Origin of the sequence: Actinomadura sp. 9N215, from assembly GCF_044326345.1 — a bacterium.
In the GTDB taxonomy this organism is placed as follows: domain Bacteria; phylum Actinomycetota; class Actinomycetes; order Streptosporangiales; family Streptosporangiaceae; genus Spirillospora.
In genome coordinates, this window is sequence record NZ_JBIRBA010000007.1 from 250248 (window position 1) to 273888 (window position 23641).

The following is a 23641-nucleotide window of genomic DNA, read 5'->3' on the forward strand; positions in this document are numbered from 1 at the left end:
GCGGGTACCGTCGTCTGCCGTCAGGACAGGGCCTTCACGGACGTCTGGACCTTGGTCAGCACGCTCTGCGGAAGCGGCGCGTAACCGACGTCGGTGAGGATCTTCTGACCGGCCGCGCTGGAGGTGTAGGTCAGGAACGCCTTGACGAACTTGGACTGCTCGGCCGGCAGCCCCTTCGAGCACGCGATCTCATACGTGACCAGGACGATCGGGTAGGCGCCCGGCTCCTTGGTCGTGTAGTCGATCTTCAGCGCGACGTCGTTGCCGGTGCCGACGACCTTCGCCCCCGCGACGGCCTTGGACGCGCTGTCCGGCGACAGCTGGGCGTACTCGCCGGCGCCGTTCTTGACGCTCGCGGTCTGCAGCTGGTTGTTCTTCGCGTACGACATCTCGACGTAGGAGATCGCGCCCGCGGTGCTCTTCACCTGGCTCGTGACGCCGTCGGACTTGGGGGCGCCCTGGCCGGTGGAGTTCGGCCACTTCTTGGCCTTCTCCCACGTCCAGATCTTCGGCGAGGTCTTGTTCAGGTAGTCCGTGAAGTTGTCGGTGGTGCCGGACTCGTCCGACCGGTAGACCGGCTTGATGTCGGAGGCCGGGAGCTTGGCGCCCTCGTTCTCCTTAGCGATGGCCGGGTCGTTCCACTTCTTGATCTTGCCGGAGAAGATGCTGGCGATGGTGTCGGGCGACAGCTTCAGCCCGTCCACGCCCTGCAGGTTGTAGACGACGGCGACCGGGCCGACGACCATCGGCAGGTTCAGCGCCGGGTTCCCCTGGCAGCGCTTCTGCGCCGTCGGCACCTCTTCGGGCTTGAGCGCCGAGTCCGAGCCGGCGAACGCGACCTGACCGCTCGTGAACGCCTGGATGCCCGCGCCCGAGCCGTTGGCGTTGTAGTTGAGGTTGGCGCCCGCGCACTTGCTCGCGTAGATCTTCGTCCACTCCTCGACGGCGTTCTTCTGCGCGCTGGAACCGGCCGCGTTGACGCTGACCTTCGCGCAGTCGATGTCGCCGGTCGGCGCCTTGCTGGACGACGCCGTCGTATTGTCATCGCTCCCGCAGGCGGTGAGGGCCAGTGCCCCCGCGACGACCACGCCGCCGAGGGCGGCGAGTCGGGAACCGTTCTTCACCGGAGGGTCTCCTTGGTTTCGTCGTGCGGATCCCCCGGACCAGGACTGGTCCGCTCTCTCAGACGCCGGGGTCACCGTCGGAAGCGACGCTAGGCAGGCGAGGTGACCAGCCGTACCAGTACAGGTGAACGTCGAATGAACGAGGACGACCATCACTGCGAAGAATGCCCCGATTTGCCATGTACGCCGGGTTAACAGCGCAGCTCACAAGCGCAAAGAACCCACCCAGGTCCGGTAATCGAGGTTTAGAACTGCCCGGTTCAGGACACCGCGGGCGGGTTCGCGGGGGCGGCGTACATGACGTCCACGGCGTACCGGGTGAAGCCGAGCGACTCGTACAGGCGGACGGCCGCGACGTTGGATTCGTCCACGTACAGCATGACCTGGTCGACGCCGACGTCGCGGAGATGCCGCAGGCCGGCCAGCGTGAGGGCGCGGCCCAGGCCGAGGCCCTGCGCGTCCGGGTCGACGCCGACGACGTAGACCTCGCCGAGGCCGCCCGGGTGGACCTTCGTCCAGTGGAAACCGGCGAGCCGCCCCGACTCCGGCTGTGGCCCGTCGCGCTCGGCGAGGAAGAAGCCGGACGGGTCGAACCAGTCCTCCGCCTCGCGGTCGCGGACGTCCTCGATCGTCCAGGCGCCCTGCTCGGGGTGGTCGGCGAAGGCGCGGGCGTTCACGTCCAGCCAGGCCTGCTCGTCGCGTCCTGGCTCGAAGGTCCGCAGGGTGACGCCCTCGGCGAGCTTCGCCTCGGGCAACGGCCCGGACGCCGGACGCCGCATCTGGAACAGCGCCCGGACCCGCGCCATGCCCTCCGAACCCGCCAGCGCGGCGGCCGCCGGGAGATCACCGTGCGCCCAGACCCGCAGCGGACCGTCCGCATCCTCGCGCATCGCGCGGAGCAGCGCACGCCCGTGCCCCCGCCGACGGTGCTCCGGATGGACGACCAGTTCCCCGGCCGCGGGCTCGTCGCCGTCCGCCGGGTCAAGATGCGCGTACGCCACGGTCACGCCGCCGTCGGTGATCGCCGACCCGCCGCGGCCGCCCCGCAACGCGAGCAGCGCGTGCTCCGACAGCGGCCCGACCCCGTCGGCGTCCGCCGCCGCCTCGACCAGCGCCAGCACCTCCGCGACCCGCACCTCGCTCATGATCGCCACCCTATGCGCCCGCGCCCCGAAAGCCCTGATCAAGTTGTCACAGAAACGTCATCGTGCCGCCGGGAAGCGTATGCCGGACGCACTTACCGTCCGCAGCATGACTCGACGACGCACCATCCTGGCCTGCGCCGCGGCGGGGCTGACGGTCGTGGGCCTGACCGCGCAACCAGCTGCGGCACGTCCCGCGCCGACCGCGTCCGTACGCCTTCTCGCGCTGAACGACTTCCACGGCAACCTGGAGCCGCCGTCCGGAAGCTCCGGCAGGGCCATCGACGAGAACGGGAACACGGTGCCCGCCGGGGGCGCCGCCTACGTCGCGGCCCACCTCAAGCAGCTGCGGAACCGCGACACCCTCACCGTCGCGCAGGGCGACCTGATCGGGGCCTCGCCGCTGATCTCCGCCGCCTACCACGACGAGCCGTCCGTCCAGTTCCTCGGGGACGTCGGCGTCACGGCGTCCGCGGTCGGCAACCACGAGTTCGACGAGGGCTACGACGAGCTGCTGCGCATCCAGAACGGCGGCTGCCACCCCGTCGACGGCTGCTCCCCCGCCGGCCGGTGGCGCGGCGCGAAGTTCGACTACCTCGCGGCGAACGTGCTGAAGAAGCGGCACCACAGGCCGGCCATGAAGCCGTGGACGATCCGCCGCGTCAACGGCGTCCGGGTCGGCTTCATCGGCGTCGTCACCAAGACCACCCCCAGCATCGTCACCGCGGAGGGCATCAAGGACCTGGAGTTCGTCGACGAGGTCGCCGCCGCGAACAGCGCCGCGCGCGAGCTGAAGCGGCGCCACGTCCGCGCGATGGTCCTGCTCGTCCACGAGGGCGACCAGGTCAAGGCGGGTTCCCGGCCGGACGAGTGCGGCATCGAGCCCGGCGCCGGGTCCCGCATCGCGAAGGCGGCGGACCCGGAGATCGACGTCGTCCTGTCCGGGCACACCCACCAGCAGTACGTCTGCACGGTCGAGGACCCGGACGGCGACCCGCGGCTGTTCTCGTCCGGCTCGTCCTTCGGACGCGTGATCACCCAGGTCGACCTGAAGGTGAACCGCCGCACCGGCGACATCGTCCGCTCCGCCATGAAGGGCGACAACCACGTCGTCACCCGCGACATCGCGCCCGACCCGGCGACGGAGAAGTTCGTCCAGACGTGGAAGGACCGCGTCTCCGAGATCGCCGACAAGCCCATCGGCAAGATCACCGCCGATCTCACCCGCGCCCCGTCCCCCGCGGGCGAGACCGCGCTCGGCGACGTCATCGCCGACGCGCAGCTCGCCTCGATGAAGGGCCTCGGCGCGCAGGTCGCGGTGATGAACCCGGGCGGCGTCCGCACCGACCTCACCTACGCCGCGAGCGGCTCGGAGGGCGACGGCGTCGTCACCTACGGGGAGGCGTTCGCCGTCCAGCCGTTCAGCAACGTGATGGGCGTCGTCTCCCTGACCGGCGCGCAGCTCGACGCCCTCCTCGAACAGCAGTGGACGACGGCGGGCGAGAAGATCCTCCAGCCCTCCGCAAACCTGCACTTCACCATCAACCGCACGAAGCCCGTAGGCGACCGCGTCTCCTCGATCACCGTCGACGGGACACCGGTCGACCCGTCCACCACCTACAAGGTCGCCGCGAACAACTTCCTCCTGGGCGGCGGCGACGGCTTCTCCGTCTTCACCGAGGGCAAGGACCAGGTCCTGGGCCCCATCGACCTGGACGCCCTCGTCGCCTACTTCACCGCCCAGCCCACCATCGCACCCCCACCCCTCAACAGAATCACCGCCCAGTAAGAACGAAGAACATCCCTGGACGAGTCACACCCGCCATCCGTGGGTCTGAACCTCAGCCGGGGTCACGGGTCGTGCGGCCGGAGGCGCCCCGCGCCGGAGGCCGCACGACCCGCCGGCCGGGGGGCCGTTTCGCGAGACGCGCCAGCGGCTCGGGAAACGGTTCGCCGGCCGGTGACGGGGGTTCCAGGGGGTCGCCCCCCTGGGCCAACAGAGTCATCCTCCGAAGAAGTGGACGACGAAGTAGACGACGGCGGCGACCGACGCGGCCATCGGCATGGTGAGGACCCAGGCGGCGATGATGTTGCCGGCCACGCCCCAGCGGACGGCGGAGAGCCGTTTGGTGGCGCCGACGCCCATGATGCACGACGTGATCGTGTGCGTCGTGGAAATTGGAGCGTGCCATATATAGGCGGTCGCGTACAGGATCATGGAGGCGGTCGATTCAGCGGCGAACCCCTTCGGCGGGTCCAGCTCGATCACTTTGCGGCCGAGGGTCCGCATGATCCGCCAGCCTCCGGCGTAGGTGCCGAGGGACAGGGCGCCCGCGCAGGCGACGATCACCCACAGCGGGACGCTCTTCCCGTCGGAGTGGCCGGTCGTGACGAGGGCCAGGACGATGATGCCCATCGTCTTCTGCGCGTCCTGCAGGCCGTGGCCCAGCGCCATCGACGCCGCGGACAGCGACTGCGCGATCCGGAAGCGGCGGGCGATCCGGCCGGGATTGGCGCGGCGGAAGATCCACAGGATGGCGACCATCACCAGGTAGGCCAGGCAGAACCCGACGACCGGCGACACCACCATCGGGATGGCGACCTTCTCGATGACGGTGCTCCAGCTCACCGTGGACGCCGACGCGAGCCCGGCGCCGACGACCCCGCCGATCAGGGCGTGCGAGGACGACGAAGGCAGCCCGAAGTACCAGGTGATGAGGTTCCACGTGATCGCGCCGAGGACGCCCGCGGCGACGACGGTGAGGCCGTGCAGCCCGGTCGGCGGGGTGATGACCTCGCTGACCGTCTTGGCGACCTCGACGCCGAGCAGCGCGCCGATCAGGTTCATGACGGCCGCCATCAGCAGCGCCGCGCGAGGCGTCAGCGCCCGCGTGGACACGGAGGTGGCGATCGCGTTGGCGGCGTCGTGGAAGCCGTTGGTGTAGTCGAAGAGCAGCGCGATGACGACGACGAGGATGAGCACGGCGGCCTGCGCGTCGGAGCGCAGGCCGAGCGCTCCGGCGAGGATCACCGCGAGGAACCCGAGCAGCAGGACGGGCCAGAACCTGGCCGGGCCGCGGCGGACCTGTTCGCCGAGGGGCGGTTCGGCGGCCGCCGAACCGTCCTTGGTCAGCGTCGCTCCGACGGGTCCGCCCACAGCGGAGGCGGCGGGGCCGGCGGGGCCGCGTGGCCGCGGGCCCTGCGGCTCGTCCCGCACGCTCATGATTCCTTGACCGCGATGGTCTCGACCGTGTTCGCGACGTGCTCGAACGCGTCGGCGGCGTCCTCCAGCCGGTCGATGACCTGCTTCAGCTTCAGCACCGTGAGGGTGTCGTACTCGCCGCTGAACAGCTTCGCGAGCAGTTTGCGGTAGACCTTGTCGCCCTGGTTCTCCAGCCGGTTGATCTCGATCCAGTACTCGTTGAGCTCCTTCATCGACCGCAGCCTCGGCATGGCCTCCGCGGTCAGCTCCGCCGCGCGCTCCAGCACCTCCACCATGTGGACGATGCCCTTCGGGAATTCTTCGATCTTGTAGAGGTCGACGAGGTCCGCGGCCTCTTCCATCTCGTCCATCACGTCGTCGATCGTCGAGGCCAGCCGGTAGATGTCCTCGCGGTCGAAGGGGGTGATGAACGTTTCGTTCAGCCGCCGCATGATCGCGTGGGTGCATTCGTCGCCCGCGTGCTCGCAGGCGCGCATCTTCTCCGCGATCGCTGCCCGGTCGGCACCGTCGCTGATGAGCTCCACGAGCAGCCTGGCGCCGGTGACCAGGTTGTTCGCCGAGTCGGCGAACATGTCGTAGAAGCTGTCCTCACGCGGCGTGAGACGCAAGCGCACGTCGTTCTCCTGATGTGCCGGAACAGTCCGCAGAGGATCGTAGGCGCTACCAGCCGTAAAAAGAACCTTTGCCCCAGCTTCGGCTGGTGTCCTCCATCCTCTCACTTCCAAGATTGCCCCGGATCATGAGGTGCATACCCCCCGCGAGGCCCGTATCTGCGGGGACGTCCGCCGTTTCGGCCCTCGCGGCGGCCCGGCCGGGCCCGGTCAAGATCACGAGTGAGATTCGTTACAGCGAGCGAGATTCGTTACAGAGCGTGTCGGCGGCGGAGGGTGGCGGGAGAGCGGCGGAAGGGTGGCGGGAAAACGAACCGGGGACGCCGTGATCGGCGTCCCCGGTTCGGTGCGTGCGACTGCTCTTGTCTCTCGGCCCGGGAGGACGTCCTCCCAGGTCCCCCCTTGGGACCTGTCTCAGTCCCGTGGCGTCAGCTCGCGACGACCGGCTTCGTCGGACCGTACCCCGAGCACCATGTCGATTTCCGCGACGGTCAGCGGCCGCTCCGCCGCGGCCACCGCGCTCAGCATCTCGGCATAGAGTTCGATCTCGTCCAGCGCAACACGGTCGTGGACGCGCAAATCGAGGTTCTGGCGCACCGCGTCCACCTCCGTTCGTTCCCCACACCCAGGTCGAGGCTACGCGCCCCGCCCGGACGGGCACATGACCCAAGAGGGCCATTCGAGGGCCACCCTCGACCCCGCCGAACCGGGGGACGATCACCAGAACGATCTAGGCACCGGCCCCCGGCGACTCTTTTATTACCCTTCCCCGGTGACGCCGATCTGATGCATATGTCCCAATCGTCCCGAAGGCGGGGACGCCGGTCAGCCGCCGGGACGGAAGTCGCCGAGCATCTGCTCCAGCGCCGTCTCGGGCAGGTCACGGGCCGTCAGCCGGGCCACCGTGGCGGCGTTGACGTCGGCGCCCGCCAGCCGGGCCGCCTGCCGCGCCACCGTCTGCTCGAACAGGGCGCGGACCGTCCGGGCGTAGGCGAACTGCGGGTCGTCGCGCAGCCGCTCGAACCGGTTCAGCAGTTCGACGCGCAGCTCTTCGTCCAGCACGTAGAGGTCGCGTTCGGCGTAGGTCTGGAAGAGCCGCACCATGTCGCGGTCGCCCATCCCGGTGAACTCCACGACCCGGCCGAACTCGGCCCGGAACGCCGCGTTGCCCGCGAGGAAGCCCTCCATCTCGGCCGCCCGGCTGGAGCACACCACCATGAACCGGGCGCCGCCCGCGTTCATGCGGCGGAGCAGCTCGGCCACGACGGGCGGGCTCCGGTCGAGCCGGTGCGCCTCCTGGATGAGCAGCACCCCGCCGAGCGCCTGCTCGACCATGCTCGCGACCCGGTTCTCGGTGTCGGCCCGGTCGCGTCCCGCCAGATGGACGGGACGGCACGCCACCACGTGCCCGGACGCCAGCAGCCCGAGCGCCGCGTAGATGCCGCCGACGAGGCCCGCGACGGTCGTCTTCCCCGTCCCGGGCGGTCCGACGAAGATCAGGTGCCGGCCCTCGGCGCTGGACACCCCGTAGCGCGCCCGGTCGGCGGCCAGCCCCGCGTCCTCGGCCAGTTCGTGCACGGCGGCCTTGACGTCGTCGAGCCCGGTGAGCTGTTCGAGCTGCCGCAGGTAGCCGTCGATGTCGCCGGGCGGGCGCAGCGCCGGCTCGATGCCCTCGGCGACTCCCGCGAGGTCGTCCGGGGTCAGCACGAGCCGCTCGTGGGACGCGCCCGCGCGCTCCATGTTCCGCTGCGCCGCCTGGTCCAGGTACGCCTCGACCAGCCGCGCGTTGACGAGGTCGCCAGGACCGCGGAGGCGGTTCAGGTCCTCCCGGGCGACCTCCATCGCGGACGCGCCGATCGTCACGCGCCGCTCCTCGGCCAGCAGGTGCAGCAGCATCATGCGGTTGTCGAGGTCGCTGAAGTCGGGCAGCCGGTGGACGCGGAACGTCTGCACGAGCTTCGGATGGTCGCGCAGGAGCCCCTTGTACGCCTGCGGCTCGCACGTCGCGATCACGGGCGTCGTGTTGACGGGGTCGCGGCGGGCCCGGCGCACCGCGCCGACCAGCGCCCCCGGGTCGGGCGCGCCGGCGATCGCCACGTCCAGCCGCTCGAACAGGACCACCGGTCCCGGCTGGGCGAGGATCTGCCCGATCCGGTCGGCGGGCGCGTCCCGGACGTCCTCCGCGTCGTGCGCGCGGATCGACCCGTCGCCGAGTCCGGCGTTCGCCAGCGTCAGCGCGATCAGCCGCGACAGCCGGCGCTGCCCCGAGTGCGGGCCGCCGATCAGCAGCACGCCGGGCACGCCCGGCTTGATCGAGCTGGGCGCGCCGTCCACCCGGGTCTCCTCGGCGCCCTCTCCCCCGGGCGCGTTCCACTCCTCGACCTGCTGGCGGACGTCGGCGAGCAGCACGCTCGCGTCATGGTCGCCGTACACGAAGCCGAACCCGAAGCGCTCCAGGACGCGGCGTTCGCTGCGGTCCTTCGGTGGCGGGATCTCGTGGACGGGCTGGTCAGGCGACGGGGTGTCGTCCAGGAAGTCGAAATCGCCGACCATCGTCTTGGACATGACCTTCGTCCCCGGTCCGGCTCCCGGAACGGGCGGCGCCGGCGGTTGGGCCGGATCGTCGTCCAGGTCGCCGGGCCCCAGGATGCGAGTGCCGGGCGGACCGGCCGGGCCGGCCGGGTTCGACGCACTCTGCGGCGCACTCGCCTGATCCTCCACGCGCGTGGCGTACGGGTTGAAAGCGGCGGGCGCGGGCTGCTGCTGGTACTGCGGCTGCGGCTCTGGGGGCGCGACGGGATTCGGTGGGGGCTGCGAGACGTTCGGCGACGGCGACGGCGGGGGCGACGGCGGGGCTTGCCGCGGCGGAGCGGCACCGGACGGCTGGTAGCCAAGATGGGTGTACGGCGGCGCGAACTTCTCGTCCTGCTTGTCCTCCTCCGGCGGCGAGAACCCGCCGGGCTGCTGCCCGGACGCGGAAGGCGGAGGCGGAGTAGCACCCTGCATAGCCGCAGGGCTCTGCATCTGGTTCTGCATGGGCGCCGGATTCTGCATCGGCGCAGGGCTCTGCATGGGCGCGGGACTCTGCATGGGAGCCGGGTTCTGGGCCGGTACAGGCGGCATCGCGCCTGGACGCTGGAAGCCGAGCTCGGTGTAAGGCGGAGCAGCGCTCGCCTCGTCCCTGTCCTCCTCGGTGGGGACGGCGCCGCCCATCATGGGGTCCGGGGACGCGAACGCCGCCTGCTGCCCATGCCCGGCCATCTGGTTGGCGGCCATCTGGCCGTGCGGCTGCCCGCCGGGCCCGGGTGCGTTCTCCCAGCCAGGCTGGGCGGGCGGCTGGACGAACGGACGGTCTGGCTCGGACGGCGCACCCTGCGCATGCGGAGGCGTCCCGGGAGCGATTCCGGGCTGGCTCTGCATGCTGAACGGGGTCGGCTGCGGCGGCGCCGGGTTGGGCGGCGGTGTGGCGGTCGGGGAGGCGGCCGTCGCGCGGGCCCGGTTGCGGCCGATGATCCCGGCGATGATCGAGGTCGGGACGGGGAAACCACGCGGGCGCGCGGGCATGCCGACCAGCCGGCACCAGGCGAGGTCGACCTCGTACATCGCGGCCAGCAACGTCTCAGCGCCGGAACCCGATCCGGCCGCGGACCGCAACGGCTCGGGGAGGCGCATGTCCTGCGGCCACAGCCGCCGCAGCGGATGGCCCTGCTGCTCAGACACCGCCTGCACCGTGTAGCGGATCTCCGGGTCCAGCCAGGGGACGATGGTGCCGACCATGTCCTTGCGAACGACGTCCAGATCGGCGGCGAGCAACGCGGCGGCCACGAGGCGGGGCTCGATGTAGGCCGGTTCCGAAGGGTCGCCCGAGAGCCCGGCTATCAATTCGCTGAGCGTGTAGAAGGCGTGCCGGAAGTTGTCCCCTGGCGAGCTCTCGTTCCTCAGCGAGGGAACCAGGTTCGGCGGGCACCGCGTCAGCCACTGCTGGACGATCGCCTGGTCGCCGTACGGCAGCGCCCCGTAGTCGACGGTCGGGTTGGCGAGCGTGGTGCCGAGGATGGCGAGCAGCGCGTCCGCCCGGATCTGGAACCGGACGTCGTCGCGCAGCGCGCTGGCGACGGCCCACATCGTCCGCAGGACGACGACCGCCGCGTCCACCCGGCTGGCCCGCAGGCGTTCGGAGTAGAGCCCGACCAGCGTCTCCAGCGGGGGCGGGGTGAGCCAGCGCGGCCCGTCCACGAGCGGGAGCGGCCTGGCGCGGTAGGGCTTCCACAGGTCGAGCATCTGCGCGTCCAGTCGCGAGTCGAACGCGGGCGCGGACGAGCACCACAGCATCACGCCCCACGCGACGGCCACCGTGGACGGCGTCTCGCCGGTGAACTCCGGCAACCAGTGCGGGTAGTCGGGCGCGGACAGGACCGCGGCGGACTCGACGGTCGACCGGACGCGCGACGTCAGCTCGGTCGCGAACCCGTGCCCGACGAACGGCAGGCCCGCCGGAGGGTCGTAGGCGAAGTCGGGCCCGGCCGGGATCACGTGCGGCGGCAGCGTCGGAACCTGCACGCCCCCCTGCTGCGCCGGCCGCGCGGCCATCCGGACGGCGGGCGTCCGGGGCGGCGGACACAGGTACCACTGCCCGTCGGACGGGTGCAGCCGGTACCAGCGAGCCCATGCGCCGAACAGCCACCACGTCCCGTCGGGCAGGACGAGCATGCGGCCGCCGATGGAGTGGTGGCGCTGCTGCGGAGGCGCCGACGGCCACCACGCGGCGGCCACCATCGCCCTCGTGTCCCGCTCTGCCTCCGCGAACGGATCCTGCCCCATCGGGGGGCTGGGCGGCGGAGCATTGCCATAGCCCGGTCCCCACACCACGATGGTCATGGTAGTCAGCTGCCGACGGCAGGGGTCCCGCTCACCGGCGCTTTCACCGCGTCCGCGCAGGTCAGAACGGTCTCAATCGGACCTTGACGTCAATCCCACCGGGCCGGGACGTCAGTGCCACCGGGCGGACGTCAGTCCCAACGGGCGGGACGTCAGTGCCACGCAACGGTGCGGTGCCGCTTCGCCTTCTCCGCGTACACCTCGGGCGTGTGGGTCAGGACGAGCCGGTCGTCGTCGGTCAGCTCCCGGACGACCTTGCCGGGCGTCCCGGTGACGAGCACCCCGGACGGGATCTTCTTGCCGGGCGGCACCAGCGCGCCGGCGGCGATCAGCGTCCCGGCGCCGATCCGGGCGCCGTTCAGGACGATCGCGCCGATGCCGATGAGCGAGCCGGTCTCGATGTGGGCGCCGTGGACCATGGCCTTGTGGCCGAGGCTGACGCGGTCCTCCAGGACGGCGGGCGTGCCGGGGTCGGCGTGCAGGCAGCTGAGGTCCTGGATGTCGCACTCCTCGCCGACGACGATCGCCTCGTCGTCGCCGCGCAGCACCGATCCGTACCAGACGCTGGACGCGCGGCCCAGCGTGACCCGGCCGACGACGACCGCGCCGGGCGCGATCCACGCCTCGGGGTGGATGTCCGGCCTGTCCTCGCCCAGCGTTCCGAGATACGTCATGCCGCCGATGCTAGGACCCGTCCCGTCCCGCCCCGGGCCTGACCCCGGCGCGCCCGCACCACCCCCGGATAGTGCGAATTTTCCGAGATTGGATAGTTTGTCGCTCTTACCAGGTGAAGAAACCGCGGCGAGAAGCGCGTTCCGGTTGCGCGAATGGGGTGGACCGGACGAGAGTCGTCCTGACGTTTCCACATGTGGACCCGCTGACCGGCGGCCGAGGAGAGCAACCGACCCTGACGGGGTGATCACCCCCGCCAACGACCCCCAAGGCATCATGAGCAACGAAGCCGAAATCCTGCCGAACCTCCTCCAAGAAGACTCGCACGAGTTCGAGATCGTCATGCGCGGCTACAACCGCCGCCAGGTCGACGACTACATCGCCCGTTTCGTCCAGAAGAACCGCGAACTCGAAGCGCGGCTCGCCCGCGCCCATGACGACTCCGAGCGGCTCCGCCGCGAGATGGCCGAGCTCCGGGAGGCGCGCAAGCCCACCGGCGACGATCTCAGCGACCGGCTCCGCCAGATCATCAACCTGGCCGAGGACGAGGCCCAGGACAAGCTCGCCGAGGCCGAGGCCAAGGGGACGGAGATCCGCAAGGACGCCGAACAGGAGTCCAAGCGGATCATCGACGAGGCCCGCGCGCACGCCGACAAGAACCTCGCCCAGGCGCAGGACAAGGCCGAGCACGTGCTCGCCTCCGCCAAGAAGGAGTCCGAGAGCGTCCTCGGCGGGGCCAAGCAGGAGGCCGAGCAGACGGTGACCAGCGCGCGGCTGGAGGCCGAGCGCACCCTCACCGCGTCCGAGCGCCGCGCCAGCGTCATCAACGAGGGCGCGACGCAGCGGCTGACGTCGCTCACCAAGAACCACACCCAGGCCCTGCAGCGCCTCACCGAGATCAGCGAGACCCTGCACCGCCTCCTCACGGCGGAGAACGAGGCGGGCCCGCTGGAGAAGATGGTGGAGGACGCCGTCCGGCAGACCACGCCGCGCAAGCAGCAGCCGTCGCAGCCCTCCTCCCCGTCGCCCGCGAAGCCCGCGCCGGCCGCGTCCAAGCCGGCGTCCCCGCCCGCTTCCGCACCGGCGGCGCCCTCGTCCGCGCCCTCGTCCTCGTCTGCGCCCTCGTCCGCGCAGCAGGGCGGCCCGTCCATGAAGAAGCCCGAGCCGCCCGCCGACACCCCGGAGCCGCCGGCCGCGCAGGCCAAGCCGGCACGTCCGGCCGACGACGCGGGCCCGACCCCGCCGCCGCCCGGTCCCGTCGTCCCGCCGCAGCAGCCCCGCGGCCCGATCGAGCTGTAACCGCCCGCGAATCGCCCCGCGAATCGCGCGCGGACGTCCGCGGTCAGACCGTGCTGTGCCCGCCCAGGGTCGCCCTGGGCGGGCACAGTCGTGAGCGGACGCAGTCGTTTATAAGATCCTGGCGTGAGCAAGAGGACCCACACGCGCAACGGAACCGCCCGCCCGATCAGGCTGCTCGGCGATCCGGTCCTGCGCACCGAGTGCGACCCGGTCCGGACGTTCGACGCCTCGCTCCAGCGCCTCGTCGACGACATGTTCGTCACCATGTACGAGAAGGACGGCGCGGGAGTGGCCGCCAACCAGGTGGGCGTGGGCCTGCGGGTGTTCGTGTACGACTGCGAGGACGACAACGGGCGCAGGCACGTCGGCCACGTCGTCAACCCGAGGCTCGTGACCGCCGACGGCGAGTTGCTCGTCGAGCCGGAGGGCTGCCTGTCCGTGCCCGGCATGCATTTCGAGACGGCCCGCTACGCGCACGCCGTCGTCGAGGGCGTGGACATGAAGGGAAGGCCCGTCCGCGTCGAGGGCACCGGGTACTTCGCGCGCTGCCTCCAGCACGAGTGCGGGCACCTGGAGGGCAACGTGTACATCGACGTCCTGTCCGGCGAGGCGCGCCGCGAGGCGATGCGCGCCATCCGCTCGCTGACCGGATAGGACGGCGCGCGGCGCGCTCGACCGATCCTCTGCGGACATTCAGGGGACGTTCAGGTTGAGGTGGGAACCTCTGCAATGAGCGTGGAGGGGGACTGTGCCATTGGTTGATCGGACGGCGAACGGCGGCAAGACGAGCGGCAGCGGCAAGACGACCGGCAGCGGCAAGACGGGGAACAGCGGCCGGGCCGCGAACGGCGGCAGGACGGCGGAGGCGACGCTGCTCGTCGTCGAGGACGAGCCCAACATCCTGGAGCTCCTCGCCGGAAGCCTGCGCTTCACCGGGTTCGACGTGGTCACCGCCACCAACGGGGCCGACGCGGTCCAGTCGGCGCGGCGGCACCGCCCGGACCTCATCGTCCTGGACGTGATGCTGCCCGACATCGACGGTTTCGACGTCGCGCGGCGGCTGCGGTCCGGCGGCGACCACACCCCCGTGCTGTTCCTGACCGCGCGGGACGGCGTCCAGGACCGGGTCAAGGGCCTGACGATCGGCGGGGACGACTACGTCACCAAGCCGTTCAGCCTGGAGGAGGTCATCGCGCGGATCCGGGCCGTGCTGCGGCGGTTCCGCGGCGGCATGACGGAGCCGCCGCCGCGGATGGTGTTCGCGGACGTCGAGCTCGACGAGGACAGCCACGAGGTGTGGCGCGGCGGCCGCGCGATCCAGCTGTCGCCGACGGAGTTCAAGCTGCTGCGCTACTTCATGGCCAACGCGGGACGGGTCGTGTCGAAGGCGCAGATCCTCGACCACGTGTGGAACTACGACTTCCGCGGCGACGCGGGCATCGTCGAGTCGTACGTGTCGGCGCTGCGCCGCAAGGTCGACAACGCCGAGCCGCGGTTGATCCACACGCTGCGCGGTGTCGGGTACGTCCTGCGCGAGCCGTCGAGATCGGGCTGATGGCCACGCGGTTCCCGGCGTCCGCAGCGGCTCCCGGACCGGGGCCGGGGCAATGGTCTGCCGCGTCGGGCGTGCCGGGCGTGCCGGGCACGCCGGGGGCCTCGGGCGAGATCCCGCCGCGCTGGCCGCGCCGCCAGCTGGCGCTCCTGTGGGGCCGGACGTCGCTGCGCGTGAAGCTGCTCGCCGGGATGCTCGTCCTCGTCACGCTCGGGATGACGGTGATGGGCGCGGCGGGCGCGTCCGTCCTGCGGCAGTACCTCGTGGGACGGGCCGACGACCAGCTGCGCGGCTCGGTCGGACGGGCGGTCGACCAGGTCGTCGAGGGGCTGCGGCTCGGCCAGCAGGAGATCAACGTCCGGATCCCGAGCGAGATGTACGCGCAGGTCAGGGCCACCGGCGGCAGCGTCGTCTGGCAGAACTCGGCGTGGAGCGAGACCGGGCATCCGAAGCTGCCCGCCGACATGAGCGAGCACATCGACCAGCCGTTCACCGTGCGCGGGACCGGCGGGTCGCAGTGGCGGATCCTGGCCGCGCCGATCGCGGGCGGCATCCTCATCCTCGCGTTCAGCCTGGAGGAGGTCGACCGGACCGTCGGGCGGCTGGTGGCGATCGACGCGATCGTGGGGCTGCTGGTGCTGGGCGTCCTGGTCGGCCTCGGGATCTGGGTCGTCCGGGCGAGCCTGCGCCCGCTGTCGGCGGTGGAGGAGACGGCGGGCGCGATCGCGGCCGGGGACCTGTCCCGCCGCGTCCCGCAGGCGGACCCGCGCACCGAGATGGGACGGCTCGGCCGGTCGCTGAACACCATGCTCGCGCAGATCGAGGCGGCGTTCGGCGCGCGCGCCGAGTCGGAGGCCGCGGCGCGGGCGTCGGAGGAGACGGCGCGCCGGTCGGAGGAGCGGATGCGGCGGTTCGTCGCGGACGCCAGCCACGAGCTGCGCACCCCGCTGACCGCGATCCGCGGCTTCGCCGAGTTCTACCGGCAGGGCGCGGCCCGCACCCCCGCGGAGCTCGGCCGCCTGATCGGCCGGATCGAGGAGACCGCCGCCCGGATGGGCCTGCTCGTGGAGGACCTCCTCCTGCTCGCCCGGCTGGACCGGCAGCGTCCGATCGAGCGGCGCCCGGTGGATCTCCTCGCCGTCGCCGCCGACTCTGTCCAGGAGGCCAGAGTTCTCGCACCCGACCGCAAGATCGAACTGGCGGTGGAGGGCGGGCTGGCGTACCAGGTGCGGGGGGACGAGGCGCGCCTGCGCCAGGTCCTCGGCAACCTGCTGGGCAACGCGATCACCCACACCCCGAAGGGCACCCCGGTCGAGGTGCGCCTCTCACCCGGCACGCTGCGCAAGGCGCCCGCCGTGATCGTCGAGGTCGTGGACTCGGGTCCCGGCCTCTCCCCCGAGCAGTCGGAACGGGTCTTCGAACGCTTCTACCGCGCCGACGAGGCCCGCTCTCGCGCGGACGGCGGCACGGGCCTCGGCCTCGCCATCGTCGCCGCGCTGGTCGCCGCCCACGACGGCCTGGTGGAGGCCGACTCCACCCCCGGCGAGGGCGCGACGTTCAGGGTCGTCCTGGCCCTGGACGAAGACTGAGGGAAGCATTCAGGCAATGTTCAGCTGAGTGCGCTTAAGTGGCGGTACAGGGCGCGCCCCGTTCTCGACGGGGAGCGGGAGCCCGCGCCCTGGCCAGCTCACGGCCCGGCCTGCGCCTTCGACGGCGCGCCGCACCAGCACCGCGGCCGGGGGGACGTTACGCCGCACGTCCCCTCGGCCGCGGTTTTGCTTCCGGCGGCTTTCAGCACACTTTCAGGTTGGCTCCAGGCAGCCTGCAGCCCCGGCACGCACGCTCAAGGTGAGCGAGACGACAGGGGGACCAGATGAATGCCGACCGCCCGCAGCAACCCCAGGAGCCCGGACAACCCGGCCCCACCCCACAGTGGACCCCACCACCCTGGCAGGCCACACCGGGCAACGTCCCACCCGCAGGCCCGTACAACGTCCCACCCACAGGCCCGGACAACGTCCCGCCCGCGAGTCCGGGCAACGTCCCACCCGTGGGCCCGAGCAACGTCCCACCCGCGAGTCCGGGCAACGTCCCGCCCGTGGGCCCGGGCAACGTCCCGCCTGGGGGCCCGGGCAGCGTCGCGCCTGGGGGTCCGGGCTTCGCACCGCCCGCGGCTTCGGGGAACGTCCCACCCGCAGGCCCGGGGAACGTCCCGCCCGCAGGCCCGGGGAACGTCGCACCCGGAGGTCCGGGCAGTGTTCCGCCTGGGGGTCCGGGCTTCGTATCGCCTGCGGGGTCGGGGAGCGTCCCGCCGGTGGGGCCCGGGGGTGGCGGGGTGGCGGGTCCGGGGGGTGGCGCGGGGGCAGGGCGGACCGCGCTGCTCGGGACGACCCGGCAGAAGGTGGTCGCGGCGGGGGCCGCGTTGGCGCTGGCGTTCGGGGCGGGCGGCGCGGGGGCGGCCGTCGCGCTGGCGTTCACGCACGACAGCACGGTCTACTCCAGTCCGACGGCCGTGTCGGGGACGTCCGCGAAGGGCGGCACGACCGCGCGGGTGGCCGCCGCCGTCCAGCCCAGCGTCGTGTCGATCCAGGCGCAGACGCCGAACGGGACCAGCGGCGGGTCCGGCGTGGTCCTGCGCTCGGACGGCGTGATCCTCACCAACGCGCACGTCGTGACGGGCGCCCGCCAGGTGGCGGTGAAGTTCTCCGACGGCCGGACGGCGGCCGCCCAGATCCTCGGGTCCGACTCCGGCGCGGACGTCGCCGTGATCAAGGCGCAGGGCGTGTCGGGGCTGAAGCCCGCGACGCTCGGGAACAGCGAAGCACTCGCCGTCGGCGACACGGTGCTCGCGGTCGGCAGCCCGCTCGGGCTCGACGGCTCGGTGACGTCCGGCATCGTCAGCGCCCTGGGCCGGGAGGTTCGCGAAGGCGAGCAGGAGCCGCAGCTCCCGCCGGGCCTGCGCGGGCAGCTGTCCGAGCAGCAGCAGACCGTGATCAAGAACGCGATCCAGACCGACGCCGCCATCAACCCCGGCAATTCCGGCGGCGCGCTGGTGAACTCGGCCGGGCAGGTGATCGGCGTCAACACCGCGATCCTCACGGCGGGGAACGGCAACGGGAACATCGGCGTCGGATTCGCGATCCCGATCAACTCCGCCAAGAAGACCGCCGACGCGATCGTCGCCGGTTCCAAGGTCTGACCCGGGTCGCCGTCCGGCCGGGCTCTGGGGGGAGCGGGCGGACGGGCGGCGGACCGGGACAGGGTCCCTTCCGGCCGGGCCGGGCTCGGGAGGGACCGAGCAAGGGAGAGCGGCCGCGTGACCCGTGCACGAGGGTCACGCGGCCGCACCCCGTCCTCGTCCCCGTCCCGCCGCGCGGGTCAGCCAGCGGTGCGGCCGCCGGATCTGACCGTGACCGAGGGCCGGCGCTTCGCCTTCGCCAGCATCCGCCGGGTCGTGTGCAGGTAGTACTCGCGCGGCAGCGTCCTGACGCGCAGCGGAAGCCGCGGATACACGACGGCCAGCGTCCCGACCAGCAGCCGGAACCGGCGCTTCCGTCCCGCGTCCCACTTCCACCCGTACTGCTCCCGGATCGGCGCCGGCATCAGCCCCGCCGTGATCAGCCGGATCGCCATCAGGCCGGGCGCGTTCAGCGGCCCGCCCGGCAGCCGCGGATGCAGCACCTGCTCGGCGATGGCCCGCGACGCGTCGGTGATCTCCAAGCTCTGGACCATGTCGGCGTAGTACTCGCGGAACCGCGGATACGTCTCCGGCATCCGCCCCTCGGGGCAGCCCAGGATCGTCGCGTAGATCTTGGCCTGCTGGTAGAACTCCTCAAGCTCGTCCTCGTCGAGCGTCCGCCGGAACAGCGCCTGGTAGAACTGCGCCGCCACCGCGAACAGGGTGGACGCGACCCACACCTGCAGTTCGGGATCGTTCGCCTCGTACCCGGGCCCGGTGACGGCCTCATGCCCCTTCCGGACGAGGGCGCTGAGGTCCTCGGCCTCCTCCCGCGTCCCGAACTGGACCGCGTACAGCCACCCCATGGTGTGCCGCAGCCGCCGCAGCGGATCGTCGGCGGTGTAGCTGTGGTCGTACACCCCCTGCGCCACCTTGGGATGCGCGGTCTGGAGCAGCGACGCGGCCCCGCCCGCCGCGATGAGCGCCCCTTCCCGCGAGATGACGCGGATGAGGTCGTCGTCCTCGAAGAGTCCTTCGGTCATGGCAGATAGTGTAAGTAAGCACTTGCATTCGCCGCCAGCCCGGCCTTACCCGGGCGACAAGATCGCCCTACCCTGCGACACTGAGGACATGCCCGAGCAGATCCACGTCCGCGGCTCGGTCTCCATCCCGGAGACCGAGCTGAGCTGGCGTTTCTCCCGTTCTTCGGGGCCGGGCGGGCAGCACGTCAACACCAGCGCCACCGCCGCCGAGCTCTCCTTCGACGTCGCGAACTCCCCGTCCCTCCCGGACCATCTCAAGGCCCGCGCGCTGGAACGCCTCGCCACCCGCCTGGTCCGAGGCGTCCTCACCATCCGCGCCGAGGAGTACCGCTCCCAGCAACGCAACCGCGACGCCGCCCGCACCCGCCTCGCCACCCTCCTGGACGAGGCCACCGCCCCGCCCCCGAAGAAGCGCATCCCGAAAAAGATCCCCCGGGGCATCAACGAACGCCGCCTGGAGAACAAGAAACGCCGCAGCGCCGTAAAACGCCAACGCACCACCCGCTGGGACTGATCTCGACCACGCGAACCAGCAGATCTGCATGCTCTAGGCTGGCCGCACAGGAACCCATCGGCGAACCGATCTGGTCGTCGCGTCTCCGGAATCCGCTCATCGCCAAGGACGGAATATGAGGGCATACGAACGGCTGCGTCCTACGGCCGTGGCCATCATGGAGCAACTGGACGCCTACGGCGTGGAACTGGACGACCGAGGGATACACGTCATGATGAGTCCGGTCAACCGACACGAGCTGGCGATCTCGCGCCTGCTGCGGCAGTTGCTCCCCCAAGTCGGACCGGACCTGGTCGCGCATTCCGGTACACCGGAGATCGACGATCCCGCCACAGGCAGATTGCGCAGGCCCGACCTGGTGGTCGTCCCCGAAGCCGCACTGACCCGCCCCGGACAGTCGTACCTTCGGCCGGAAGACGTGGACTTGGTCGTTGAAGTCGTCTCGGTCCCCAATCCCGAGAACGACTATGAGAACAAGGCGGCCGACTACCCCGCCATGGGCATCCCGACCTACCTCATCATCGATCCGCGCAAGTCGACGGTGACGGTCTTCAGTGACCCGGGACCCGCTCCGGAGGGCACGCGCTACCGCACCCGCCACGACCACGTGTTCGGCGACCAGGTCAACGCGGGTGGCTACACCATCGACAGCAGCGCCTTCCTCCCCTACGAGGACGCCTGAGCTGCGAGTCTGGGGAAAATCGGTTGGTGGCTGGGGCGGGTGCGCCTAGGTTCGGCGCATGCCGGGACAGGAATACGACCGCGTCACAGATCTGAACCACACCAACCCGTCCCGTCGTGACGGGAGCCTGGTCACCCACCCCGCGCAGGCTTGGACACCGACCGTCCAGGCGTTCCTGCGGCATTTGGAGGACGAAGGCTTCCCGGCCGCTCCGCGCGTGGTCGGATCAGGGTTCGACGACGCGGGCAACGAGGTGCTGACCTGGCTGGACGGCGAGATCCACCCCCGCTCTGTGTGGCCCGACCCGGAACGGAGCCTGCATGACGTCGGCACCATGCTGCGCAGCCTCCACCAGGCGAGCCGCACCTTCTCCCCACCGCCGGACGCGCGATGGATGCCCTGGACCATGCACACCGACACGGCGGACGCGCTGGTCAGCCACGGCAACATCGCTCCATGGCACGTGGTCTTCGACGGCGACCGTCCGACCGGACTGATCGGCTGGGAGTACGCGGGGCCGGTCGACCCGATCGAGGAGGTCGCCGTCACCGCTTGGTACTGCGCGCAACTCTTCGACGACGACGTCGCCGAAGAGATCGGCCTGCCCGACGCCGCCACGCGCGCCGAATGGTTCGCGGCCTTCCTGGACGGCTACGAACTCCCCCGCGACCGCCGCGCCGACCTCATCGACCGGATCCTGCACTTCGTGATCAGGGACAACGGCTGGTACGCGCGCGTCCAGGGCTTCACCCAGGAGTCGACCGAGGGCCTGTGGACGCTCGCCTGGCAGTCCCGCGCCGCACTGTGGACGCTCGAACACCGCGACCTCCTCACCCGCACCGCGCTCCGCTGACCTACCAGGTGCCCGGGAACATCCGGCGCTTGAGCTGGCGTCCGACGACCTCGGCGGCCGTCCCGGCGTCCCCGCAGACCGCCAGGTATCCCGCCCGGCCCCGGTGCGCCTCGTAGTAGGCCCACGACCCTCCCGGGACGGCGAGCACGCTCACCGCGATCCCGACGTGCCGGACGTACACCCAGAGCAGCGGCACGGGAATCGGAAACTCCTCGATCCGATAGAGGCGGACGAACCGCCAACCCTCCGGCTCAAGCGCGACGACCAGCGCCTCCAGATACCGGATCGCCATTTCCGGCCGCCGCCGCGTCCGCCACCACAGCACGCTCCGCTGGACGGACCCGATCACCACCGCACGCCCTTCCTCAGGACCCGCCGGACGGACGGCCAGGTGAGCACGGCCGCGACGTACCCGAAGGCAATGGCGACGCCCGCGCCCACGAGCACCGTCCCGAAGATCTCCGCCAGTTCGCCACGCCCGATCACCGACGGGCCTCGGTCCTGAGCGCCGCGCACACCCACTTGCCGTGGGGAGGGGTCGGATCGGTCCAGCACCGCCAAGCCAAGGCCTCGACTATCGCGAGGCCCCGCCCGCCGTTGTCGTCGAAGTTCTCCTCGCTGAGGTCGAGCGTGTCCAGCGAGATCTCGACGTTCCGCGCCACGGGCCGCTCATCGGACCCGTCCCACACCCCGAGTACGACCCCGACGGCCCGCAGCCCGACGTACACCTTGATCGCGTCTCCCCTCCCGGACACCTTCACCGCGTTCGCCACGAGTTCCCCCATGACGAGCACCGCGTCCGACACGAGGAATTGCAGCTCCCACTCACGTAGCACTCCGGAAACCTGATCCCGAGCCAACCCCGAAACGGCCGGAGATGCAACGAATTGCCGGGACACGCCCGTTTTCGTCTTCAAAAGCGCCATGACCTCGCCTTCCACAATTCGTTGTGAACGAGGTCACAGGCTCTCTCAGGTTTGGCCTTCTGTCGTGCATACGATCAGCAAGAGCAACAAGTGGAAACAAAGGAGGCGTCAATGCCCCGAAAACTCACAGCCGAGGAGCTCCCCAAGCCGCAGACCAACATGTGGGACTTCGCGGCCTACTACATGCGGTTCCAGCGCATCCAGCGAGGCATGTCCGGTGAGGCGCTCGGCCGGGTCATCAACGTCGGTAAGGCCCAGGTGTCCCGCATCGAATCGGGCCGGAACCGACTGGACGCGAACCAGGCGATCGCGCTCGACAAGCTCTGGAACACCGGACGGCTTTTCTACCTGCTCGTCTGGTACGCCTCGATCGGCCACGACCCCCAGTGGTTCGCCCAGCACCTCAAGATCGAGCAGAAGTCGGGGATGCTGAGGATCTACGAGGCGAACGTCATCCCGGGGCTACTCCAGACGCCGGAGTACGCAGAAGCGCTGCTGCGGTCGAGTATCGAGCCAAACCCCGACAAGGTCCTCGCGGATCGCCTCCAGCGACAGGACTTGCTCCTACGGGACACTCCCCCGCATCTCACCGTCTTGCTCTCCCAGAACGCCCTGGACTGGCCAGTTGGCTCTCCCGAGATCATGTACGGGCAGTTGGCCCGCCTTCTAGAGGAGGCGCAGCGGGACAACGTCATACTGAGGGCGCTACCGAGGACATGGGAGACCGGGGCACACGCTGGGCTCGGCGGCTCCTTCAAGCTCATGAGCGGCGACGATTTCGGGGAGGTTACCTACACCGAATCCCCAGGAGCAGGACGTTTGGTGTCAGCTCCTCCCGACGTGAGAACGTACGGGATACGGTTCGAGCGGATCAGCGCGAAGGCGCTCGACGAAAGCTCGTCCAGCAAGCTGATCCAGAAGCTAATGGAGGAGATGCGATGATCCGTCCGGCGTGGCGCAAGTCCAGCTACAGCGGTCCCGAGCAGGGCGATTGCGTCGAGGTCGCCGACCTGACCCCCGGCGTCGGCATCCGCGACAGCAAGAACCCCGACCACGGCCACCTCACCCTCACCCCCAAAGCCTTCACCGACCTCATCCACGCCCTGCGTCAGGTCCCCTGATGAGCGGTACGGCATGGCGCAAGTCCAGCTACAGCGGCACCGAGCAGGGCGCTTGCGTCGAGGTCGCCGACCTGAACTCCGGCATCGGCATCCGCGACAGCAAGAACCCCGGCCTCGGCAAACTCACCCTCACCCCCAAGGCCTTCGCCGACCTTCTGGCCCGCGCCAGACGAGACGAAATCGATCTCTGACTTCCTCTTGCGCTTCACTGGCAGGGGAATTGGAAGGAGACCTACGCCCGATGGGTGCCCCCGGGGATTCTGCGCAGCACGAGAAAGCGGACCACACCAGCCCCCAGCAGTGTGGTATGTGCGGCGCTGAGATCAACGTCGACGAGCATCAGTTCTGCGACAACTGCGGGGCGCCCTTGGGGCCGCTGTCGTCTGGCATAGGCCCGGCGGAGGAAACAGGGGCGGCGGGGCCAGCGGCTCCGGCCGACATGATGGAGACCATTGTGGCGGTGGCCTCCTACGCGCTCGCGGCCGGGGTTGGGGGTGTGATCGGGAATCGCTCCGATGCCGGAGCCGTCGCGCTGTTCAGGTCCACCTTTCGCCGGTGGCGGGCCCGCACTGGCAGGCCCCAGGGGGAATCGGGAGACCCGCCCTTGGTGGAGGAGGAGGCCGTCGGATTGGCCAAGGCCGCCGCGTGCCAGCACGGGTACGACCCCGACCGGCTCGAACTCGCCGAGGCCGAGCAGCGTCCGGACGACACGTGGGTGATCTACCTGCGCCCCCTGCCGTACGGCGACCGACTGCGCGTCCGCGTCCCGTCCGGTAACCCGCTCGAAGTGACCGTGCTCATCGAACTACCGGATTAGTGCCGC

General features: G+C 70.8%; 24 protein-coding genes. 13 read left to right on the plus strand and 11 right to left on the minus strand.

Annotated elements, in window-relative coordinates; translation table 11 throughout:
* Window positions 1–20 precede the first annotated feature (20 nt).
* Both pstS and mshD read right to left on the minus strand, forming a co-directional pair.
* On the minus strand, window positions 21–1124 hold the full coding sequence (gene pstS, locus ACH34T_RS14960) for a phosphate ABC transporter substrate-binding protein PstS (protein WP_395992691.1): 1104 nt from the start codon (window positions 1122–1124) through the stop codon (window positions 21–23).
* A gap of 260 nt (window positions 1125–1384) precedes the next feature.
* Window positions 1385–2269 (minus strand): mycothiol synthase, encoded by an 885-nt coding sequence (mshD, locus tag ACH34T_RS14965; protein WP_395992692.1) that lies wholly within the window; start codon window positions 2267–2269, stop codon window positions 1385–1387.
* A 106-nt stretch (window positions 2270–2375) separates the two neighbouring features.
* Here mshD and ACH34T_RS14970 point away from each other — a divergent pair, with 106 nt between their 5' ends.
* Window positions 2376–4055, plus strand: coding sequence for a bifunctional metallophosphatase/5'-nucleotidase (locus ACH34T_RS14970; RefSeq protein WP_395992693.1), 1680 nt, complete (start codon window positions 2376–2378; stop codon window positions 4053–4055).
* 213 nt (window positions 4056–4268) lie between these two features.
* Here the strand turns inward: ACH34T_RS14970 and ACH34T_RS14975 are convergent, their stop codons facing one another.
* From ACH34T_RS14975 to ACH34T_RS14995, 5 genes are all read right to left on the minus strand, one after another.
* Window positions 4269–5489, minus strand: coding sequence for an anion permease (locus ACH34T_RS14975; RefSeq protein ID WP_395992694.1), 1221 nt, complete (start codon window positions 5487–5489; stop codon window positions 4269–4271).
* Window positions 5486–6103 (minus strand): DUF47 domain-containing protein, encoded by a 618-nt coding sequence (locus ACH34T_RS14980; RefSeq protein WP_395992695.1) that lies wholly within the window; start codon window positions 6101–6103, stop codon window positions 5486–5488. The genes ACH34T_RS14975 and ACH34T_RS14980 overlap by 4 nt, the downstream gene beginning before the upstream one ends.
* A gap of 411 nt (window positions 6104–6514) precedes the next feature.
* A complete protein-coding gene (locus tag ACH34T_RS14985; RefSeq protein WP_395978491.1) occupies window positions 6515–6706 on the minus strand; it encodes a hypothetical protein in 192 nt (63 codons plus the stop codon).
* A 219-nt stretch (window positions 6707–6925) separates the two neighbouring features.
* A complete protein-coding gene (locus ACH34T_RS14990; protein WP_395992696.1) occupies window positions 6926–10969 on the minus strand; it encodes an AAA family ATPase in 4044 nt (1347 codons plus the stop codon).
* A 161-nt stretch (window positions 10970–11130) separates the two neighbouring features.
* On the minus strand, window positions 11131–11652 hold the full coding sequence (locus ACH34T_RS14995; protein WP_395992697.1) for a gamma carbonic anhydrase family protein: 522 nt from the start codon (window positions 11650–11652) through the stop codon (window positions 11131–11133).
* A gap of 241 nt (window positions 11653–11893) precedes the next feature.
* Here ACH34T_RS14995 and ACH34T_RS15000 point away from each other — a divergent pair, with 241 nt between their 5' ends.
* From ACH34T_RS15000 to ACH34T_RS15020, 5 genes are all read left to right on the plus strand, one after another.
* The gene (locus tag ACH34T_RS15000; RefSeq protein WP_395992698.1) at window positions 11894–12949 is read left to right on the plus strand and encodes a hypothetical protein; all 1056 of its coding nucleotides are present in this window, start codon (window positions 11894–11896) and stop codon (window positions 12947–12949) included.
* 123 nt (window positions 12950–13072) lie between these two features.
* Window positions 13073–13603 (plus strand): peptide deformylase, encoded by a 531-nt coding sequence (gene def / locus ACH34T_RS15005; RefSeq protein WP_395992699.1) that lies wholly within the window; start codon window positions 13073–13075, stop codon window positions 13601–13603.
* Between the two features lie 217 nt (window positions 13604–13820).
* A complete protein-coding gene (locus tag ACH34T_RS15010; RefSeq protein WP_395992754.1) occupies window positions 13821–14504 on the plus strand; it encodes a response regulator transcription factor in 684 nt (227 codons plus the stop codon).
* A gap of 80 nt (window positions 14505–14584) precedes the next feature.
* Window positions 14585–16090 carry an ATP-binding protein gene (locus tag ACH34T_RS15015; protein ID WP_395992700.1) on the plus strand — a complete coding sequence of 502 codons (1506 nt, stop codon included), beginning with the start codon at window positions 14585–14587 and terminating at the stop codon, window positions 16088–16090.
* Window positions 16091–16836: 746 nt separating this feature from the next.
* Window positions 16837–17700 carry a S1C family serine protease gene (locus ACH34T_RS15020; protein ID WP_395992701.1) on the plus strand — a complete coding sequence of 288 codons (864 nt, stop codon included), beginning with the start codon at window positions 16837–16839 and terminating at the stop codon, window positions 17698–17700.
* A gap of 179 nt (window positions 17701–17879) precedes the next feature.
* Here the strand turns inward: ACH34T_RS15020 and ACH34T_RS15025 are convergent, their stop codons facing one another.
* Window positions 17880–18722 carry an oxygenase MpaB family protein gene (locus tag ACH34T_RS15025; RefSeq protein WP_395992702.1) on the minus strand — a complete coding sequence of 281 codons (843 nt, stop codon included), beginning with the start codon at window positions 18720–18722 and terminating at the stop codon, window positions 17880–17882.
* 88 nt (window positions 18723–18810) lie between these two features.
* On the opposite strand from ACH34T_RS15025, the gene arfB reads away from it, so the two are divergent.
* From arfB to ACH34T_RS15040, 3 genes are all read left to right on the plus strand, one after another.
* Window positions 18811–19236, plus strand: a complete 426-nt coding sequence (gene arfB, locus ACH34T_RS15030) for an alternative ribosome rescue aminoacyl-tRNA hydrolase ArfB (RefSeq protein ID WP_395992703.1) — start codon at window positions 18811–18813, stop codon at window positions 19234–19236.
* A 157-nt stretch (window positions 19237–19393) separates the two neighbouring features.
* Window positions 19394–19918 carry a Uma2 family endonuclease gene (locus ACH34T_RS15035; RefSeq protein ID WP_395992755.1) on the plus strand — a complete coding sequence of 175 codons (525 nt, stop codon included), beginning with the start codon at window positions 19394–19396 and terminating at the stop codon, window positions 19916–19918.
* A 58-nt stretch (window positions 19919–19976) separates the two neighbouring features.
* Window positions 19977–20771, plus strand: a complete 795-nt coding sequence (locus ACH34T_RS15040; RefSeq protein ID WP_395992704.1) for an aminoglycoside phosphotransferase family protein — start codon at window positions 19977–19979, stop codon at window positions 20769–20771.
* Between the two features lies 1 nt (window position 20772).
* Here ACH34T_RS15040 and ACH34T_RS15045 read toward each other — a convergent pair whose 3' ends face one another.
* From ACH34T_RS15045 to ACH34T_RS15055, 3 genes are read right to left on the minus strand one after another with little or no spacing between them, the layout of a single operon-like run.
* The gene (locus ACH34T_RS15045; protein WP_395992705.1) at window positions 20773–21123 is read right to left on the minus strand and encodes a hypothetical protein; all 351 of its coding nucleotides are present in this window, start codon (window positions 21121–21123) and stop codon (window positions 20773–20775) included.
* Window positions 21117–21257, minus strand: coding sequence for a hypothetical protein (locus ACH34T_RS15050; protein ID WP_395992706.1), 141 nt, complete (start codon window positions 21255–21257; stop codon window positions 21117–21119). Before ACH34T_RS15050 ends, ACH34T_RS15045 begins: the two co-directional genes overlap by 7 nt.
* On the minus strand, window positions 21254–21697 hold the full coding sequence (locus ACH34T_RS15055) for an ATP-binding protein (protein WP_395992707.1): 444 nt from the start codon (window positions 21695–21697) through the stop codon (window positions 21254–21256). Before ACH34T_RS15055 ends, ACH34T_RS15050 begins: the two co-directional genes overlap by 4 nt.
* Window positions 21698–21808: 111 nt before the next feature.
* Here ACH34T_RS15055 and ACH34T_RS15060 point away from each other — a divergent pair, with 111 nt between their 5' ends.
* The 4 genes from ACH34T_RS15060 to ACH34T_RS15075 all read left to right on the plus strand — a co-directional run bounded on the left by ACH34T_RS15060 (window position 21809) and on the right by ACH34T_RS15075 (window position 23635).
* Window positions 21809–22639: a helix-turn-helix domain-containing protein gene (locus tag ACH34T_RS15060; RefSeq protein WP_395992708.1), complete on the plus strand. Its 831-nt coding sequence runs from the start codon at window positions 21809–21811 to the stop codon at window positions 22637–22639.
* Window positions 22636–22818, plus strand: coding sequence for a DUF397 domain-containing protein (locus ACH34T_RS15065; protein WP_395992709.1), 183 nt, complete (start codon window positions 22636–22638; stop codon window positions 22816–22818). The genes ACH34T_RS15060 and ACH34T_RS15065 overlap by 4 nt, the downstream gene beginning before the upstream one ends.
* A complete protein-coding gene (locus ACH34T_RS15070) occupies window positions 22818–23009 on the plus strand; it encodes a DUF397 domain-containing protein (RefSeq protein WP_395992710.1) in 192 nt (63 codons plus the stop codon). The genes ACH34T_RS15065 and ACH34T_RS15070 overlap by 1 nt, the downstream gene beginning before the upstream one ends.
* A 413-nt stretch (window positions 23010–23422) precedes the next feature.
* A complete protein-coding gene (locus ACH34T_RS15075; RefSeq protein WP_395992711.1) occupies window positions 23423–23635 on the plus strand; it encodes a hypothetical protein in 213 nt (70 codons plus the stop codon).
* Window positions 23636–23641: the final 6 nt, after the last annotated feature.

Bases quoted from the DNA above. Each gene is read 5' to 3' on its own strand.
- ACH34T_RS15065 (WP_395992709.1), top strand. From the start codon at position 22,636: ATGATCCGTCCGGCGTGGCGCAAGTCCAGCTACAGCGGTCCCGAGCAG.
- mshD (WP_395992692.1), bottom strand. From the start codon at position 2,269: ATGAGCGAGGTGCGGGTCGCGGAGGTGCTGGCGCTGGTCGAGGCGGCG.
- ACH34T_RS15060 (WP_395992708.1), top strand. From the start codon at position 21,809: ATGCCCCGAAAACTCACAGCCGAGGAGCTCCCCAAGCCGCAGACCAAC.
- ACH34T_RS15035 (WP_395992755.1), top strand. From the start codon at position 19,394: ATGGAGCAACTGGACGCCTACGGCGTGGAACTGGACGACCGAGGGATA.
- ACH34T_RS15040 (WP_395992704.1), top strand. From the start codon at position 19,977: ATGCCGGGACAGGAATACGACCGCGTCACAGATCTGAACCACACCAAC.
- ACH34T_RS14970 (WP_395992693.1), top strand. From the start codon at position 2,376: ATGACTCGACGACGCACCATCCTGGCCTGCGCCGCGGCGGGGCTGACG.
- ACH34T_RS15055 (WP_395992707.1), bottom strand. From the start codon at position 21,697: ATGGCGCTTTTGAAGACGAAAACGGGCGTGTCCCGGCAATTCGTTGCA.
- ACH34T_RS14975 (WP_395992694.1), bottom strand. From the start codon at position 5,489: ATGAGCGTGCGGGACGAGCCGCAGGGCCCGCGGCCACGCGGCCCCGCC.
- ACH34T_RS15070 (WP_395992710.1), top strand. From the start codon at position 22,818: ATGAGCGGTACGGCATGGCGCAAGTCCAGCTACAGCGGCACCGAGCAG.
- ACH34T_RS15025 (WP_395992702.1), bottom strand. From the start codon at position 18,722: ATGACCGAAGGACTCTTCGAGGACGACGACCTCATCCGCGTCATCTCG.
- arfB (WP_395992703.1), top strand. From the start codon at position 18,811: ATGCCCGAGCAGATCCACGTCCGCGGCTCGGTCTCCATCCCGGAGACC.
- ACH34T_RS14995 (WP_395992697.1), bottom strand. From the start codon at position 11,652: ATGACGTATCTCGGAACGCTGGGCGAGGACAGGCCGGACATCCACCCC.